Below are 14,811 nucleotides of genomic sequence, written 5' to 3'. Positions count from 1 at the left end.
ACTAGCACATCGGCATCCGTTTGTCTTGGCGAGACCAAAGCCGATCCGTCACCGGATCACCCGTCAAACCCCAAAATCACCTCGAGAAACGCATCTCCATAGCGCTCGAGCTTCGACTGCCCGACACCGGAAATGCCGAGCAGTTCCTTGTGCGTGCGCGGTCGCTCCGTGGCGAAGGCGATGAGCGTCGTGTCGGGGAAGACGACGTAGGGTGGGACGCTGAGCGAGCGGGCGATGGCGGTGCGTTCGGCGCGCAGCGCCTCGAAAAGCGCATCGTCGGAGCCTGACAGAACCGAGCGACGCTCGGCTTGCGCCGCCCTCTTCGGCCGCCGTTCGGAGGCCGGGCGGTCCTTGCGGAAGAACACCTCGCGCTCGCGCTTGAACACAGCGCGCGCGCCCTCCTCGAGCTTCAGTGCGCCGAACGCCCCATGGTCGACGCGCACCAGGCCCATCGCCAGAAGCTGGCGGAACACGGATTGCCAGGTGCGCGCGGCGATATCCTTGCCTGCGCCGAAAACCGGCATTTCGGTGTGGCCGAAGCGCTCGGTCTTTTCGTTGACATTGCCGATGAGGACATCGACGACGTGCCCCGTGCCAAAACGCTCGCCCGTGCGATAGATCGCCGCCAGCGCCTTGATCGCGGCATCCGTGCCATCCCAGGTCTCGACCGGCTTCAGGCAGGTGTCGCAGCCGCCGCAGTTGCCGGCATGGCTTTCGCCGAAATGCGACAGGATCGCCTGCCGCCGGCACGACGCCGTCTCGCAGATCGCAAGCAGCGCGTTGAGCTTGGAGCGTTCCACGCGCTTGATCTCGTCGGCGGCGTTGCCCTCGTCGATCATCCGCCCGCGCTGGATCACGTCGGCCATGCCGTAGGCCATCCACACCTCGGATGGCAGACCGTCGCGCCCGGCCCGGCCGGTTTCCTGGTAGTAGGCCTCGACGGAACCCGGCAGATCGAGATGCGCGACATAGCGCACGTTCGGCTTGTCGATCCCCATGCCGAAGGCGACGGTCGCGACGAGGCAAAGATCCTCTTCCTTGAGGAAGGCATCCTGGTTGGCGTCGCGCACGGCGCGGTCCATGCCGGCGTGATAGGCAAGCGCGCGGATGCCCTGGCCGTTCAGCCACTCGGCCGTATCCTCGACCTTGGCGCGCGACAGGCAGTAGACGATGCCGCTATTGCCCTTGTGGCCGGCAAGAAACCGCAGAAGCTGCTGGCGCGGCTGGTCGCGCTCGACGATTTCGTAGCTGATGTTCGGCCGGTCGAAGCTGGTGGTGAAGATCTTCGCGCCATTGAGGCCCAGGCGCGCCGCGATATCGTCACGCGTATGCGGATCGGCCGTCGCTGTTAGCGCGATGCGGGGAACGCCCGGATAAAGCTCGCCGAGCTTGCCGAGTTCACGATATTCGGGCCGGAAATCGTGGCCCCATTGCGAAACGCAGTGCGCTTCATCGATGGCGAACAAGGCGATCCTGGCGTTGCCGATGATATCTCGGAAACCCTCCATCAGGATGCGTTCCGGCGTCACGTAGAGCAGATCGAGATTGCCCGACGAGATCGCCCGGCGCACCTCGACATATTCCTCGCGCGTCAGCGACGAGTTGAGCGCCGCTGCCCGGATACCGAGCTGCTTCATCGCCTCCACCTGGTCGCGCATCAGCGCGATCAGCGGCGAGACGACGATGCCGACGCCATCGCGGCAGAGCGCGGGGATCTGGAAGCAGAGCGACTTGCCGGCGCCCGTGGGAAACAACACCAGCGCATCGCCGCCATCGACCACATGCTCGACGACCGCCTGTTGCTTGCCGCGAAAGGCCGGATAGCCGTAGACGTGGTTGAGAATGCCGAGCGGCGTACGCTCCGCGCCAAACAGCGCGTCACCCGCTGAAAACCGTGTATCCGCCGCGTCCATCAATGGCTCGCAGCCCCTTTGACGCGGCCGGAGAGCACCCCGAAGCCATCGATGATCGCTTCTTGGTTCTCAAGCCGCAGTCCCTCGAAATGAACCTCCTGCAGCGCCCGCATCAGCTGGTCGATCACTTCCTCGTTGCCGCTTTCGGTGGCCTCGGCGATCTCTTTTTCCAGCTCGATCTTCTGCCAGCGCAGTGCCTTGGAGCGCTTGTGGAAGGCGAGCGCCTGGCGATAGCCCTCGCGCGCATCCTCCATCGCAGCCTGCTCGGTGGCGATCCAGAGCCGCGCATTGCGGATCTGCTGCTCCAGCGTCTGGATCAGCCCGCCGAAGCCCTGCTCTTCCAGGCGCTCGATCAGATAATCGCGCGTCAGATGCGGGCCGGCGACAGCCGCCGCGGCACCCAGCATACCCGACCAGAGCCGCTGCAGCTCGCGGCTGTCGTAATCGATCGAGGCGATCTCGTCATACTCGTCCTGCATCAGCGCCGGGTGATTGACGACGGTCAGCGCCAATACGCTCTCGCGCAGCGCCGGCGTCTCCTGATGGCCGCGCACCAGCCCGGAGCGAGCCAGCCGATCCGAAATACCGCCGCCGGAAACACGCGCACCGCGCGGGCCATCGTTTCCGCGTCCGCGCCCCTGCCCGCCGCCACGCTCGAAACCGCCGCGATCGAAATTGCGCCGCTCGCCGCCGTCGCGGTTCTGGAACTGCGGCCGGAAAAAGCCGTTCAGCCGGTCGCGCATGTCCTGCTGGTAGTGCCGGCGCACGTCCTCGTCGGCAATGACGGCCACCAGCTGCCTCAGCCGCGCCTCGAGCTCGGCCTTCGCCTCCGGCGTCTCGAACGAGCCGGTCTTCAACTCGCGGCCCCAGATCATCTCGGCCAGCGGCTTGGCCTGGCTCATCACCTTGTCGAACGGCGCCCGCCCCTCGTTGCGTACGAGATCGTCGGGGTCCTTGCCATCAGGCAGCAGCGCGAAACGCACGGTGCGGCCTGGCTTGATATGCGGCAGCGCCAGATCGGCCGCGCGGTTGGCGGCGCGAATGCCGGCGCCGTCGCCATCGAAGCAGAGCACCGGCTGCGGCGTCATCTTCCAGAGCAGCTCCAGCTGGTTTTCGGTGAGCGCCGTGCCGAGTGGAGCGACAGCGTTCTCGACACCCGCCTGATAGAGCGCGATCACGTCCATATAGCCTTCGACGGCAATGATCGTGCCTTCGCCATTGGCGCCCTGCGTCGAGCGTCGCGCACGGGCGAAATTGTAAAGCACGTTGCCCTTGTGGAAGAGCTCCGTCTCGTTGGAATTGAGATACTTGGCCGGCGCGTCCGGCGACATGGCGCGGCCGCCAAAGGCGATCACCTTCTCGCGCGACGACAGGATCGGAAACATGATGCGGTCGCGGAAGCGATCATAGGACACCGGGATCTCCGGCCCGTGCACGACCAGCCCGCAAGCCTCGATCTGCTCCTTGGACGCCCCCTTGCCCGCCAGATACTCCTTCAGCGCATTGCGGCTATCGGGCGCGAAGCCGAGACGGAAGGTCTCGATCGCCCGCCCCGTCAGCCCGCGGTCGCGCAGATAGGCGCGTGCCCGCGCGCCGTTCGCCGTCTGCAGCTGGTCTTGGAAGAACTGTGTCGCCATCTCCATCACGTCGAGAAGCGTGGTCCGCTCCTTCTCGCGCTTCTCCATGGCCGGATCGGCGACGGGCATCGCGACGCCGGCCATATCGGCGATCGTCTGCACCGCCTCGGGAAAGCTCAAGCCCTCGAGCTCGGTGAGGAAGCGGAAATGGTCACCGGTCACGCCGCAGCCGAAGCAATGATAGCGGCCCTTGCGGTCTTCGCAGTGGAAGCTCGGTGACTTCTCGCCGTGGAACGGGCAGCACGCCCAGTAATCGGCGCGCGAGACGTTGGTCTTGCGCTTGTCCCAGCTCACACGGCGGCCGATCACGTCCGAAATCAGGACGCGGTCGCGTATCTCGTCGAGAAAGGAGTTTGAAAAGCGCATTTCTACCTCTTGGCTATCCTCCATATAAGCAAGTTCCCGGGCGCATGCCACGAACTTTGGCCGATAGCCACGCTATACACAGGTTGCTTCGATGACCGGCGCCCGGCAAGACGGCCGCTTCCTACATTCAACAAAGCGTGACTGTCGGGGGCGCTCTTCCACCGGTCGCCACGGGGTTTGCAGGCAAGCCGACACAAACCGCGACGTGACGCCCCCGCTCACCACAAACAAAACAATATCTTACGGCCGAGACTCGAATCCGATTGCGAGCCGGATGACACAATTGGTGTTCGCTTTAAGGCGGCAATTCCCGCCAATTATTATTTTTTTGTAATTTGAATCCGATGCCGCATCGCAATAACGTCAGTCTCAACAAAGCGATCCCCTCGCAAGGCACCATCCCTACCCCCGGCGCCGCCTTGCAAGGGTGCCTTTGCAAATACCCGCTGATGAGGACCCAGGTCCTGCGTCGTCAGCCGGAGCAAAGAGCAAGAAGGCAGGAACGCCCCCAGTTCCTGCCTTCTTTAATTTCTACCTAACGTTTCATATTGTGGATTGTGGCTGCCTATCACAGGCAGATTCCACCAGCAATTGATTGACAGTCGTTGGTCGCAAGTCCAATGAAGGCGGCAACTTCGGATGGTTGCCAAGCATGCCACATAAGGTTGAAGATTTTTTAGAGAGTGACGCATTTTTCGCGTTGGTTCTGGAATTCGCGCGCGAGATGCTCGCGATCTACCGCGAAAGCCCGCGCATCGCGTCGATATTCGCCGCCCAGCAACGCTGGTTGATGGCGCAACTCGGATTCGCCCTCTATTTCGGCTATCCCGATGATCCCAAGGGTGGCCTCTACTCCGGCCGTTTCATTGCATTCGCCATCGAAAAGAAGATCGCGAGCCGCAACACGGCCGCCGCCTTCATGCAGGAAATGCTCGCCTATCGCTTCCTGCGCCCGGTCGAAAGCCCATCCGACAAGCGCACGCGCCTGCTGGAGCCGACCGAAACCGCGATGGAACATTTCCACAAATGGCTCGCCGCCCATCTGATGATCCTCGACAACCTCGATGGCGGCCACCGTCTCGAGGCGGCGATGAAGGATCCGATGGTCTTTGCCCGCATGCAGCCGTTGATCGCCAAGGGCATCATCGACAGCGACGCGGTGCGCGATCCCGGCACCACCTACAATCTCTTCAACTGGGCAAACTCCGGCGGCCTCGTGATGGACCTGCTGATGACGCGGATAACCTCTTTCGACAAGTCGATGGAGCGCGTCGCAATCGGAAGGCTGTCGCTGAAGGAGATCCGCGACCAGTTCATGATCTCCAACACACATCTGAAGCGACTGCTGTCGCAGGCAGCCGAGATGGGCAGCATCGGCTGGTCGGAGGCCTCGTTCAAGGGCGAGACCTGGATGTCTATGAAGTTCGTGCGGGAATATTGGGGCTATCAGGCTGCGAAATTCGCCGTCATCGACGCGGCAGCCGCAAGCGTGCTGGGGCCCGCGGTCCCGAAGACCGCGCGCCTCGCCTGAGGGGGAATGGCTTGATCGATCAGTTCAAGAGTTCCTTGACGGCGCCGGACGCCTTGGAGAAATCCATCTGGCCGGCATAGCGCTCTTTCAGCACCGCCATTACCTTGCCCATGTCCTTCGGACCGGCGGCACCCGTCTCGGCGATGATCGCCGCGATGTTGGCGCGCACATCCGAATCGGAGAGCTGCTTCGGCATGAAGTCCTGCACCACCTTGATTTCGGCGCGCTCCTTGGCGGCGAGCTCCGGGCGGGCGTTCTCGTCGTAGATCTTCGCCGATTCGTCGCGCTGCTTCACCATCTTGGCCAAGATCTGCAGGATTTCGTCGTCGCTGGCCTCTTCCTTGCCGGCACCGCGATTGGCGATATCACGGTCCTTGATCGCGGCCTGGATCAGGCGAACGGTCGAAAGACGCTCGGCATTCTTGGATTTCATCGCATCCTTGAGGGCGGCGGCGAGTTGATCGCGCAACATCATAAACACTCCTGTTTGAATGCCGCTTCATAAACCAGACGAATGCGTGGGATCAAATAAATTGCGAAACGCGCGACATAAAGCGGCAGAAAACCCTTAGAATCTGCGGTAAAAGATTGACCTCAGGAAATAGCGTGGCTATTTACCGCCACCTGCACCAAAATTCGTGATCAGGCCTGAGAGCGCGCGCCTTGCCGCGCGTACACGCTTGCGAACCAAAATGGCCGGCCAACGTTGCCCAAGGACGTGTGGCGGCCGGAAACGGGATGAAGATGACCGCGACAGCACCCTGGACAACCGAAAAGCCGACCGCCCTTCTCGTTCTGGCGGATGGCACAGTGATCGAAGGCAAGGGCATCGGCGCGACCGGCAAGGTCCAGGCCGAAGTGGTCTTCAACACCGCGCTGACGGGTTACGAAGAGATCATGACCGATCCCTCCTACCTCGGCCAGATCGTCACCTTCACCTTCCCGCATATCGGCAATATCGGCACCAATGAAGAAGACATCGAAGACCTGACGCCGGCAGCACGCCACGGCGCGGTCGGCGTCATCTTCAAGGCCGACATGACCGATCCCTCCAACTACCGCGCTGCCAAGCATCTCGACGCCTGGCTGAAGGCCCGCGGCGTCATCGGTCTTTGCGGCATCGATACCCGCGCGCTCACCGCCTGGATTCGCGAGAACGGCGCCCCGAACGCCGTCATCGCGCACGACCCGAACGGCGTCTTCGACGTCGACACGCTGAAGGCCGAAGCCAAGGCCTGGAGCGGCCTCGAAGGCCTCGACCTCGCCAAGATCGCCTCCTCCGGCCAGTCCTCGCAGTGGTCGCAGACCCCTTGGGTCTGGAACGAAGGCTACGGCGAACTGAAGGCCGAGGACGCCAAGTACCACGTCGTCTGCCTCGACTACGGCGTCAAGCGCAACATCCTGCGCCTGTTTGCCGGCCTCGATTGCAAGGTCACCGTCATGCCGGCAACGACGAGCGCCGAGGAAGTGCTCGCCATGCAGCCCGACGGCATCTTCCTGTCGAACGGCCCGGGCGACCCGGCCGCAACCGGCGAATATGCCGTTCCGGTCATCCAGTCGCTGATCAAGACGGATATCCCGCTCTTCGGCATCTGCCTCGGCCACCAGATGCTGGGCCTGGCACTCGGCGCCAAGACCGAGAAGATGCACCAGGGCCACCACGGCGCCAACCATCCGGTGAAGGACCACACGACGGGCAAGGTCGAGATCGTCTCGATGAACCACGGCTTCGCGGTCGACACGAAGTCGCTGCCCGAAGGTGTTGAGGAGACTCACGTTTCGCTCTTCGACGGCACGAACTGCGGCCTGCGTGTTTCAGGCAAGCAGATCTTCTCCGTCCAGCACCATCCGGAAGCCTCTCCCGGCCCGCAGGACAGCCACTACCTCTTCCGCCGCTTCATCAACATGGTGCGCGAGAAGAAGGGCGAAGCGGCACTGGCCGAACGCTGAGCGAATAGACAGAGATTGTAGAGAGAGCGGCGCCGAAAACCACGGCGCCGCTCTTTTCATATCAGGTCTTAGGCATGGTCTTGCGTCATTTGTTAACAGCAATTTAAGGCCGGCATTTCATGATCCGCACCTAGGCGCGCAACGCCGGCCGAAGGTGCCATCGATGCAGGAAAAGAAGCACATAGCCAGTCTCGACGGCTTGCGCGGCATGGCCGCCGCGGCGGTGGTCTTCTCGCACCTCGATCTGATCTTCCCCTCGCTCGCGCCCTACATGATCACAGGCGTCGGCGGCCGGGCGGTCGCCATCTTCTTCGCCCTCAGCGGCTTCCTGATGGCCTATCTCTACGGAGACCGGCCGATCAGCCGCAAGGCGGTAGCCGATTTCCTGGTCAGCCGCTTCTCGCGCATCTATCCGGTCTATCTGGTGGCGGTTCTTGTCGTCGCGGTGCTGTCGAGCATTCCGGGCTTCGATTTCATCAACCCGATCCACGGCGGCAAGGAAATCCTGCGCCATATCCTGCTGCTGGGCTCCACCGGCGTCCTGTGGTCGGTCCCACCGGAGATCCAGTTCTATTTGCTCTTTCCGGTGATCTGGCTCTTCTTCAGCGACACCAGGCGGTACCAGGCAATCGGCGTGGTCCTTGCAGGCCTTTTGGCGCTCGACGCGCTAGACGGCTTCCCCGGTCCCGGCATCCTGCTGGTCTCGAAGCTCGCTTTTTTCCTTCTCGGCGCCACTGTCGGCCGGCTCCAATCGCTACTGAACGACCGGTTGGATGGCATAACCACGGGCGTACTGGCGCTGACGCTGCCCTTCTTCATCCTGATATCGAACCACCTGTTTCCCAATGCTGACAACGCCTGGGGACTGGCGCCCGCCTTTGCCGGCGCGCTCGCGGTTCTATTGGTGGCGCAGGAGCATCGGATTTCAGCAGCCGTTTTCGCCGCCGCCCCGATGCGCTTTCTCGGCAAGATCAGCTTCTCGCTCTATCTCTTCCACGTGCCGGTGATGTTCCTGATGGGCAACGCCCTGTCGTCAACAATGCCGCTTTATGTAGTCGTCCCAATGGCCCTCGTCGCGGCCCTGCTGATCGCCTGGATCAGCTACGAATGCATCGAGACCCCGGCCCGCCGGGCGCTGGTATCGCTCTGGCATCAACGCGGGTCGAAGGTCTTCGCCAATCCGCAGCCGAATACCCGCAGCTGAGCGACGCCAGGTTTAAACCTCGCGCCGCATCAGGATGTAGAAGCGCGCGCAGAGCATCAGCGCGGCCGTGAACAATCCGATCAGGAAGCCGAGCCAGATGCCGATGCCGCCGAGCCCGAGCGGAAACGCCAGCGCCCATGCCAGGAAGAAGCCGATCGGCCAATAGGCGATCAGTGCCAGGATCATCGGCACGCGCGCATCCTTTAGCCCGCGCAGCAGACCATTGGCGATCGCCTGCAGACCATCGACCAGCTGGAACAACCCGGCGATCACGATCAGCGGTCCGGCATAGGCAAGCACCTGCGGCGCCTCGGCCGAGTGCGTGTCGAGGAACCAGCCGGCGAAGAAGCCGGGCATGATCGCAAACAGCAACCCGCCGACCGCCGAGATGACGCAGGCGAGTACCGACACCGACACGGCCGCGCGCACCAGCGCCACGCGATCCCCCTGCCCATGTGCGACGCCGACCCTGACGGTCGCCGCCTGCGACAGGCCGAGCGGGATCATGAAGGCGATCGATGCCCACTGCAGCGCGATACCATGCGCGGCAAGCTCGATGGTGCCGATCCGGCCCATCAACAGCGACGCCATGGTGAACAGGCTCACTTCTGCAAGGATGGTGACGCTGATCGGCAACCCCAAACGCACGACCTCGAAGAAGGCCCTCCAGTCCGGGCGCCAGAAGCGAACCAGGATCTCGTAGCGCCGTGTCTCCGGCCGGCTCTGGACGTAAGCCAGAATGAAGAAGAAGCCCGCCGTCTGCACCAGCACCGAGACGATCGCGGCACCGCGCAAGCCCATGGCCGGCAGGCCGAAATGGCCGAGCACGAGCACATAGGCAAAGACCGCGTTCAGCACCAGCATGGCGATGGTGACATTGAGGATCACCGCCGCCTTGCCGATGGCGCTCACCAGCGACCGCAGCACGTTATAGAGCAGCCCCGGCAGCACCGCGAACTGACCGATGACAATATAGCTGTGCGCCAGCGCCGCCACCTCGGGCTTCTGCCCGGCCGCAAGCAAAATGTGCTCGGAATTGAAGAAGGCCGGCAGCATCAGAACCCAATAGGCCATGACCACCCAAAGGCCCATGCGCAGCGACCGGCGCACGCTGACGACGTCGCCACGGCCATAGGCCTGCGCCACCATCGGGATAACGGCGATCGAAAAACCGGAGCCGAAGACGAGGACCGTGAACAGGAATTGGCCGGCCAGCACCATGGCCGCCAGATGCTCGGCGCCCAGCCGCCCGACGATCATAACGTCGGTCGTGTTGATACCGAGCTGAGCAAGCTGCGCACCGATCAGCGGCACGCCGAGCGCCAGCGTCGCGCGGATATGCGCGCTCCAACGGTTATCGGTTGTCGGCGCGAGCTTTCGCGCGTCGATCGGCGTATCCATGACGGTGTCCTGTGAGTTGATGCAAAATGGGCGCAAAGCGCGACAATATGACCAAGGCTCTAGCTGAAATCCCGAGGAAACGACACCCAAAAACATGCAGATGATGAAATATTCATCATCACATCATCGATTCTGATCGATCACTCGGCCGCCTGACCGAGCGCCTTGTCTGTCTTTGATATACGCACCCTCAGAAGAAACACCAGCGTGGCGATCAGGATGAAGAACGCCGCCATCAGGAACGGCGCACCCGCGAAGGTGATCGGCGCATCCGGCTTGGTGAAATAGCCGAACATCTGGGTGAAGATCAGCGGGCCGATGATCGTCGTGATACTGGAAAGGCTCGTCAGCGCCCCCTGCAGCTCACCCTGCGCCGAGGGCGGCACCTTGCCGGCGGCGATGCTGCGGAGCGGTGGGTCGGCGATGTTTTCCATCACGGTCAGCACGATGACCGCATAGACCACCCATCCCTCCCAGGCGAATGCATAGCCCGTGAGGCCCACCACTGAGAAACAGAGCCCGACCACCGCCGTCTTCCACTCGCCGAGAACGGGCACGATCCTGGGCAGCACCAGCGCCATGACGACGGCTGCTCCGATCCCGTAAATGCCGAGCGAAAGGCCAATCTGGCCTTCGCTCCAATTGTAGCGGTAGCTGGTGACGAATGACCAGACAGCCGGATAGACCGCATGCGCCAGCCAGAACAGGAACATGACGGCGGCGATCCAGCCGATCCCGGGATAGTTTCGCATCTGCTTCAACGCGCCGAGCGGATTGGCGCGCTTCCATTCGAAACGGCGCCGGTTTTTCGCATCGAGCGTCTCGGGCAGCAGGAAGCAAGCCGCGACGAAATTGAGGAACGACACCGCCGCCGCGCCATAAAACGGCACGCGCGGCCCGAACTCGCCGAGAAAACCGCCGATAACAGGGCCGACGGTAAAGCCGACGCCGAACGCAATGCCGATGAGGCCGAAATTCTTGGCGCGGTTCTCCTCATTGCTGATGTCGGCGATATAGGCCGAGCAAGTCGCGAAACTGCCGCCGCTCAAGCCCGCCAGCATGCGCCCGATGAACAGCATCCAGAAGCTGGTCGCCACCGCGCAGATCAGATTGTCGATGGCGAAGGTCAGAACCGAGAGCAACAGCACCGGCCTTCTCCCGAAGCGATCGCTGAGATTGCCGAGCAACGGCGCGAACAGAAACTGCATGCCGGCATAGACGACAAGCAGCCAGCCACCATCGAGCGCGGCATCGCTGACGGAACCACCGGTAAGCTGCTCAAGATAAACGGGCAGCACCGGCATGATGATCGCGATCCCGATCACGTCGAGAAACAGGATCATGAAGACGAGGAAAAGGCCGCGGCGGACGAATTTCGGATCGAGCATGCGAGGTCTCTACAGCTGTTTGTTTTCTGAAAAGACGATCTCATCGCCGCCCGTTCTACATACCGCAGGCAAAAGAGCGAAACAATACGTGAACATTTCAATTGTTTTGATAGGCTCACGACTTCCGTTGATGGCGAACCGGAACAAAGCGCGCACCTAACGCTGTTTTTGTGGTTCCGCCTTGATGAAGTCGACGAAGGCGCGTAGCGCCGCCGGCATATGGCGACGGCTGGCGTAATAGAGGAAAGGTCCGGAAAATTCGGTCACCCACTCCTCCAGAATGAGCTCCAGCCGCCCGGCCTCGACCTCGGGCATCACCACCTCCTCGAAGGTGCGCATGACGCCTAGGCCGGCGACGGCGGCTCCAACCTCGATCTCGATCGCATTGGCCGATACCTGCCCCGTCGGCGTGATCATCAGCGTCTCACCATCCCGGTCGAATTCCCACGGCGTCGCGCTCGTGCCGCTCAGGAACCGGTGGATGATACAATCGTGGTCGATGAGATCGCGCGGATGCTGCGGCACGCCGCGACGCTTCAGATAATCGGGCGACGCCGCCGTCACATAGCGCTGCCGGCGCGGGCCGATCGGCACGGCGATCATGTCGCGCTCCAGCCGCTCGTCATAGCGAATGCCCGCATCATAGCCGGCGCCGAGCACATCGATGAAACTATCCTCGCCGATCACCTCGATCCGCACCTTGGGATAGGCCTTCAGAAAGCGGTTGATGATATCGGACAGGAAGGAGCGCGCCGCGATGGTCGGTACGTTGAGCCTGAGCGTGCCCGATGGTCCCTCGCGAAAACTGTCGAGTTGCCCGAGCGCGGAAGCGACCTCCCCCAGCGCCGGCGCCAGCCTCTCGAGAAGCCGCTGCCCGGCCTCCGTCGGCGTCACGCTGCGCGTCGTCCGGTTGAGAAGCCGCACACCAAGCCGCTCCTCCAACCTTCTAAGGGAGTCGCTGAGCGACGACGCCGAAACGCCTCGCTTGCGCGCCGCCGCGCGAAAGCTGCGCTCCGTGGCAATTGCCGTGAAGGCATCGAGGTCGCTGAGTGGAAGATCATCCATTGTGCATTTTCCCGCACGATCGGCTCAAATTGAGCCGAACTATCGCACAGGGGCGCACGAGACGAAAGCCGGTGAACACAGTCCCGGAGCCAGAACCAGCAACCGTCAGACCGGGCCGGAGAAGGTATCGCAGGCCTGCATCTGGCCGGTGTCGAAGCCGCGCTTGAACCATTTCACACGCTGCGCGGAGGTGCCGTGATTGAAGCTCTCCGGCACGACATAACCCTGGCTGCGCTTCTGCAGCGTATCGTCGCCGATCTGCTGCGCTGCGTTCAGCGCCTCCTCGAGGTCGCCCGCTTCGAGAATACCCTTCTGCTGGGTGAACTTGCCCCAGATGCCAGCGAAACAATCGGCCTGCAGTTCGACCTTTACCGACATCTTGTTGGCATCGGCCTCGCTCATGCGCTGGCGCGCCTCGTTGAACTTCGGCAGGATGCCGAGCAGGTTCTGCACGTGATGGCCGACTTCGTGCGAGACGACATAGGCCTCGGCGAAATCGCCCGACGCGCCAAACTTGCGGCTAAGCTCGTTGAAGAAAGCCGTGTCGAGGTAGACCTTGCGGTCCTGCGGGCAATAGAACGGCCCCGTCGCGGCGGATGCGAAGCCACAACCCGACTGCGTCTGGCCTGAGAATAGCACCAGCTTTGGATCTTCGTATTCGCGTCCCATCGATTGGAAGATGCCCTGCCACGTATCCTCGGTCTCGGCGAGCACCGTGCGCACGAAGGCGGTCATCTCGTCGTTGGCAGGCGTCTGGCTGCCGCTGGACTGGCTCTGCTCGTAGCCCGGGCCACTCGACATGCCGCCATCCATCACCTGCAGGAGGTCGATGCCCATCGCCTTGAAGATCAGATAGAGCACGACGAGAAAGATGATGGTGCCGATGCTGAGCCCGCCACCGCGCCGGCCCATGCCGCCGCCGGAGGGGAAGCTGAAGCCGCCCCCTCGTCCCAAACCACCCATGGAAGGATCACCGCGACGATCCTCGATATTGTCGGACTGACGCCGGCCTTTCCATTCCATGATGATCTCCCCGCAGAGACTGCTTGCTCTCTCATCCCTTATATATCCGGGGGAATGGGAAATTCCAGCCGATTTCAACCACGGGCATGCGCCCTTCGCGGCCGCGACAGGTGCTTGACGCGCGCGCTGCTTTCGCCCCTTCTGCACGAGGGAGATATCGGAGGAGAACTGGCATGAAGGCAGTGCGGCTGGAAGCAATCGGGAAACTCTCTTTCAGCGAGGTGGAAAAGCCACGGCCCGGCGCCGGCGAGCTGCTGGTCCGCGTCGAGGCCTGCGGCATCTGCGGTACCGACAGGCACCTGCTTCATGGGGAGTTTCCATCCCGCCCGCCGATCACGCTTGGCCATGAATTTACCGGTATCGTCGAGGAAATCGGCCCCGCCGTCAGCGGTTTTCGCGAGGGCATGCGCATCACCGGCGACCCGAACATCTCCTGCGGTCAATGCGACCAGTGCCAGCGCGGCCGCGTCAATCTATGCCGCAACCTTCAGGCAATCGGCATCAGCCGCGACGGCGGCTTCGCGGAGTATGTGATCGTCCCGCAAAAACAGGCGTTTGCGCTACCCGATGACCTCGATCCCGTCCACGGCGCCTTCTGCGAACCACTCGCCTGCTGCCTGCACGGTGTCGATCTGGCCGAGATCCGGACCGGCTCATCTGTGGTCGTGTTGGGCGGCGGCGTCATCGGCCTGCTGGTCGTGCAACTCGCGCGCCTTGCCGGCGCCACCGACGTTGTGCTCGTCACCCGCAGCGCCGACAAGCGGCGGCTCGCCGAAAGCCTCGGCGCCACAGCCACCGCGGACCCTGGTGATGGCGAGATCATCAAACACATCACCGCGCTGGATGGTCTCCTGCCGGGTGGCGCCGATGTGGTCATCGAATGCGCCGGCGTCGCCGAGACCGTTGAGCAGGCGCCTGCCCTTACCCGTCATGGCGGCACCGTCGTGATTCTCGGCGTCATGCCGCAGGGCGCGAAAGTGTCGATCGAGCCCTTCGATCTGTTGTTTCGCGAAATCAGACTGATCGGCTCCTTCATCAACCCCTTCACCCACCGGCGCGCCGCCGACCTGATCGCATCTGGCACGATCAAGGTCGAAGCGCTGATATCGCGCCGTATCGGGTTTGCCGAAGCGGTGGAAGCGATCAGCAATCCGGCCCGTCCCGGCGAGATTCGCGCCCTCGTTTTGCCGGGCCTCGGCTAGCCCCTTCCGATTCCTGTCGATTCCGTAAATTATGGGGTTCCGTTCACGGACACATTTGCCTATAAGCCGCTTCTAGCCTGAAAAGACCATCATATGCGCGACCCGGCCGGTGCCTCCCACCCTGGCCGGCT

11 protein-coding genes are annotated in these 14,811 nt (G+C 62.7%); 4 read left to right on the top strand and 7 right to left on the bottom strand.

What is annotated here, in order from left to right:
- Nucleotides 1-56 precede the first annotated feature (56 nt).
- Both recQ and dnaG read right to left on the bottom strand, forming a co-directional pair.
- Entirely contained in the window at nt 57-1,913 is a 1,857-nt protein-coding gene (gene recQ / locus AC1DOG_RS01235; RefSeq protein ID WP_477926516.1) for a DNA helicase RecQ, read from the bottom strand.
- Nucleotides 1,913-3,916, bottom strand: a complete 2,004-nt coding sequence (gene dnaG / locus AC1DOG_RS01230) for a DNA primase (RefSeq protein ID WP_477926515.1) — start codon at nt 3,914-3,916, stop codon at nt 1,913-1,915. The genes recQ and dnaG overlap by 1 nt, the downstream gene beginning before the upstream one ends.
- 652 nt (nt 3,917-4,568) lie before the next feature.
- On the opposite strand from dnaG, the gene AC1DOG_RS01225 reads away from it, so the two are divergent.
- Nucleotides 4,569-5,447: a hypothetical protein gene (locus AC1DOG_RS01225; RefSeq protein ID WP_477926514.1), complete on the top strand. Its 879-nt coding sequence runs from the start codon at nt 4,569-4,571 to the stop codon at nt 5,445-5,447.
- A 19-nt stretch (nt 5,448-5,466) separates the two neighbouring features.
- On the opposite strand, the gene AC1DOG_RS01220 is transcribed toward AC1DOG_RS01225, so the two are convergent.
- Nucleotides 5,467-5,919, bottom strand: a complete 453-nt coding sequence (locus AC1DOG_RS01220; RefSeq protein ID WP_026282805.1) for a GatB/YqeY domain-containing protein — start codon at nt 5,917-5,919, stop codon at nt 5,467-5,469.
- Nucleotides 5,920-6,191: 272 nt separating this feature from the next.
- Here AC1DOG_RS01220 and carA point away from each other — a divergent pair, with 272 nt between their 5' ends.
- Together carA and AC1DOG_RS01210 are read left to right on the top strand one after the other, a co-directional pair.
- On the top strand, nt 6,192-7,397 hold the full coding sequence (gene carA / locus AC1DOG_RS01215; RefSeq protein ID WP_113236407.1) for a glutamine-hydrolyzing carbamoyl-phosphate synthase small subunit: 1,206 nt from the start codon (nt 6,192-6,194) through the stop codon (nt 7,395-7,397).
- 163 nt (nt 7,398-7,560) lie between these two features.
- Complete coding sequence (locus AC1DOG_RS01210; RefSeq protein WP_477926513.1) at nt 7,561-8,601, top strand: acyltransferase family protein; 1,041 nt, start codon at nt 7,561-7,563, stop codon at nt 8,599-8,601.
- Nucleotides 8,602-8,613: 12 nt separating this feature from the next.
- Here AC1DOG_RS01210 and AC1DOG_RS01205 read toward each other — a convergent pair whose 3' ends face one another.
- The 4 genes from AC1DOG_RS01205 to ypfJ form a co-directional block, all read right to left on the bottom strand.
- The gene (locus AC1DOG_RS01205) at nt 8,614-10,002 is read right to left on the bottom strand and encodes an MATE family efflux transporter (RefSeq protein ID WP_477926512.1); all 1,389 of its coding nucleotides are present in this window, start codon (nt 10,000-10,002) and stop codon (nt 8,614-8,616) included.
- A gap of 140 nt (nt 10,003-10,142) precedes the next feature.
- Nucleotides 10,143-11,390, bottom strand: a complete 1,248-nt coding sequence (locus tag AC1DOG_RS01200; protein ID WP_477926511.1) for a TCR/Tet family MFS transporter — start codon at nt 11,388-11,390, stop codon at nt 10,143-10,145.
- 156 nt (nt 11,391-11,546) lie between these two features.
- Nucleotides 11,547-12,455 (bottom strand): LysR family transcriptional regulator, encoded by a 909-nt coding sequence (locus AC1DOG_RS01195; protein WP_477926510.1) that lies wholly within the window; start codon nt 12,453-12,455, stop codon nt 11,547-11,549.
- A 105-nt stretch (nt 12,456-12,560) separates the two neighbouring features.
- Nucleotides 12,561-13,478, bottom strand: a complete 918-nt coding sequence (gene ypfJ / locus AC1DOG_RS01190; protein WP_477926509.1) for a KPN_02809 family neutral zinc metallopeptidase — start codon at nt 13,476-13,478, stop codon at nt 12,561-12,563.
- Between the two features lie 173 nt (nt 13,479-13,651).
- Between ypfJ and AC1DOG_RS01185 the strand changes: the two genes are divergently transcribed.
- Nucleotides 13,652-14,680, top strand: coding sequence for a zinc-dependent alcohol dehydrogenase family protein (locus AC1DOG_RS01185; protein WP_477926508.1), 1,029 nt, complete (start codon nt 13,652-13,654; stop codon nt 14,678-14,680).
- The last annotated feature ends 131 nt before the right edge of the window (nt 14,681-14,811 follow it).

The sequence above is a fragment of the Rhizobium sp. 01N48 genome, from assembly GCF_056399145.1.
Note: the sequence above shows the minus strand (reverse complement) of the source record. Positions and strands in the feature narration are given on the sequence as shown.

Coding starts and splice junctions, on each gene's coding strand:
- AC1DOG_RS01205 (WP_477926512.1), bottom strand. CDS start 10,002: ATGGATACGCCGATCGACGCGCGAAAGCTCGCGCCGACAACCGATAAC.
- AC1DOG_RS01195 (WP_477926510.1), bottom strand. CDS start 12,455: ATGGATGATCTTCCACTCAGCGACCTCGATGCCTTCACGGCAATTGCC.
- AC1DOG_RS01225 (WP_477926514.1), top strand. CDS start 4,569: ATGCCACATAAGGTTGAAGATTTTTTAGAGAGTGACGCATTTTTCGCG.
- AC1DOG_RS01200 (WP_477926511.1), bottom strand. CDS start 11,390: ATGCTCGATCCGAAATTCGTCCGCCGCGGCCTTTTCCTCGTCTTCATG.
- AC1DOG_RS01210 (WP_477926513.1), top strand. CDS start 7,561: ATGCAGGAAAAGAAGCACATAGCCAGTCTCGACGGCTTGCGCGGCATG.
- AC1DOG_RS01220 (WP_026282805.1), bottom strand. CDS start 5,919: ATGTTGCGCGATCAACTCGCCGCCGCCCTCAAGGATGCGATGAAATCC.
- AC1DOG_RS01185 (WP_477926508.1), top strand. CDS start 13,652: ATGAAGGCAGTGCGGCTGGAAGCAATCGGGAAACTCTCTTTCAGCGAG.
- ypfJ (WP_477926509.1), bottom strand. CDS start 13,478: ATGGAATGGAAAGGCCGGCGTCAGTCCGACAATATCGAGGATCGTCGC.
- carA (WP_113236407.1), top strand. CDS start 6,192: ATGACCGCGACAGCACCCTGGACAACCGAAAAGCCGACCGCCCTTCTC.
- recQ (WP_477926516.1), bottom strand. CDS start 1,913: ATGGACGCGGCGGATACACGGTTTTCAGCGGGTGACGCGCTGTTTGGC.
- dnaG (WP_477926515.1), bottom strand. CDS start 3,916: ATGCGCTTTTCAAACTCCTTTCTCGACGAGATACGCGACCGCGTCCTG.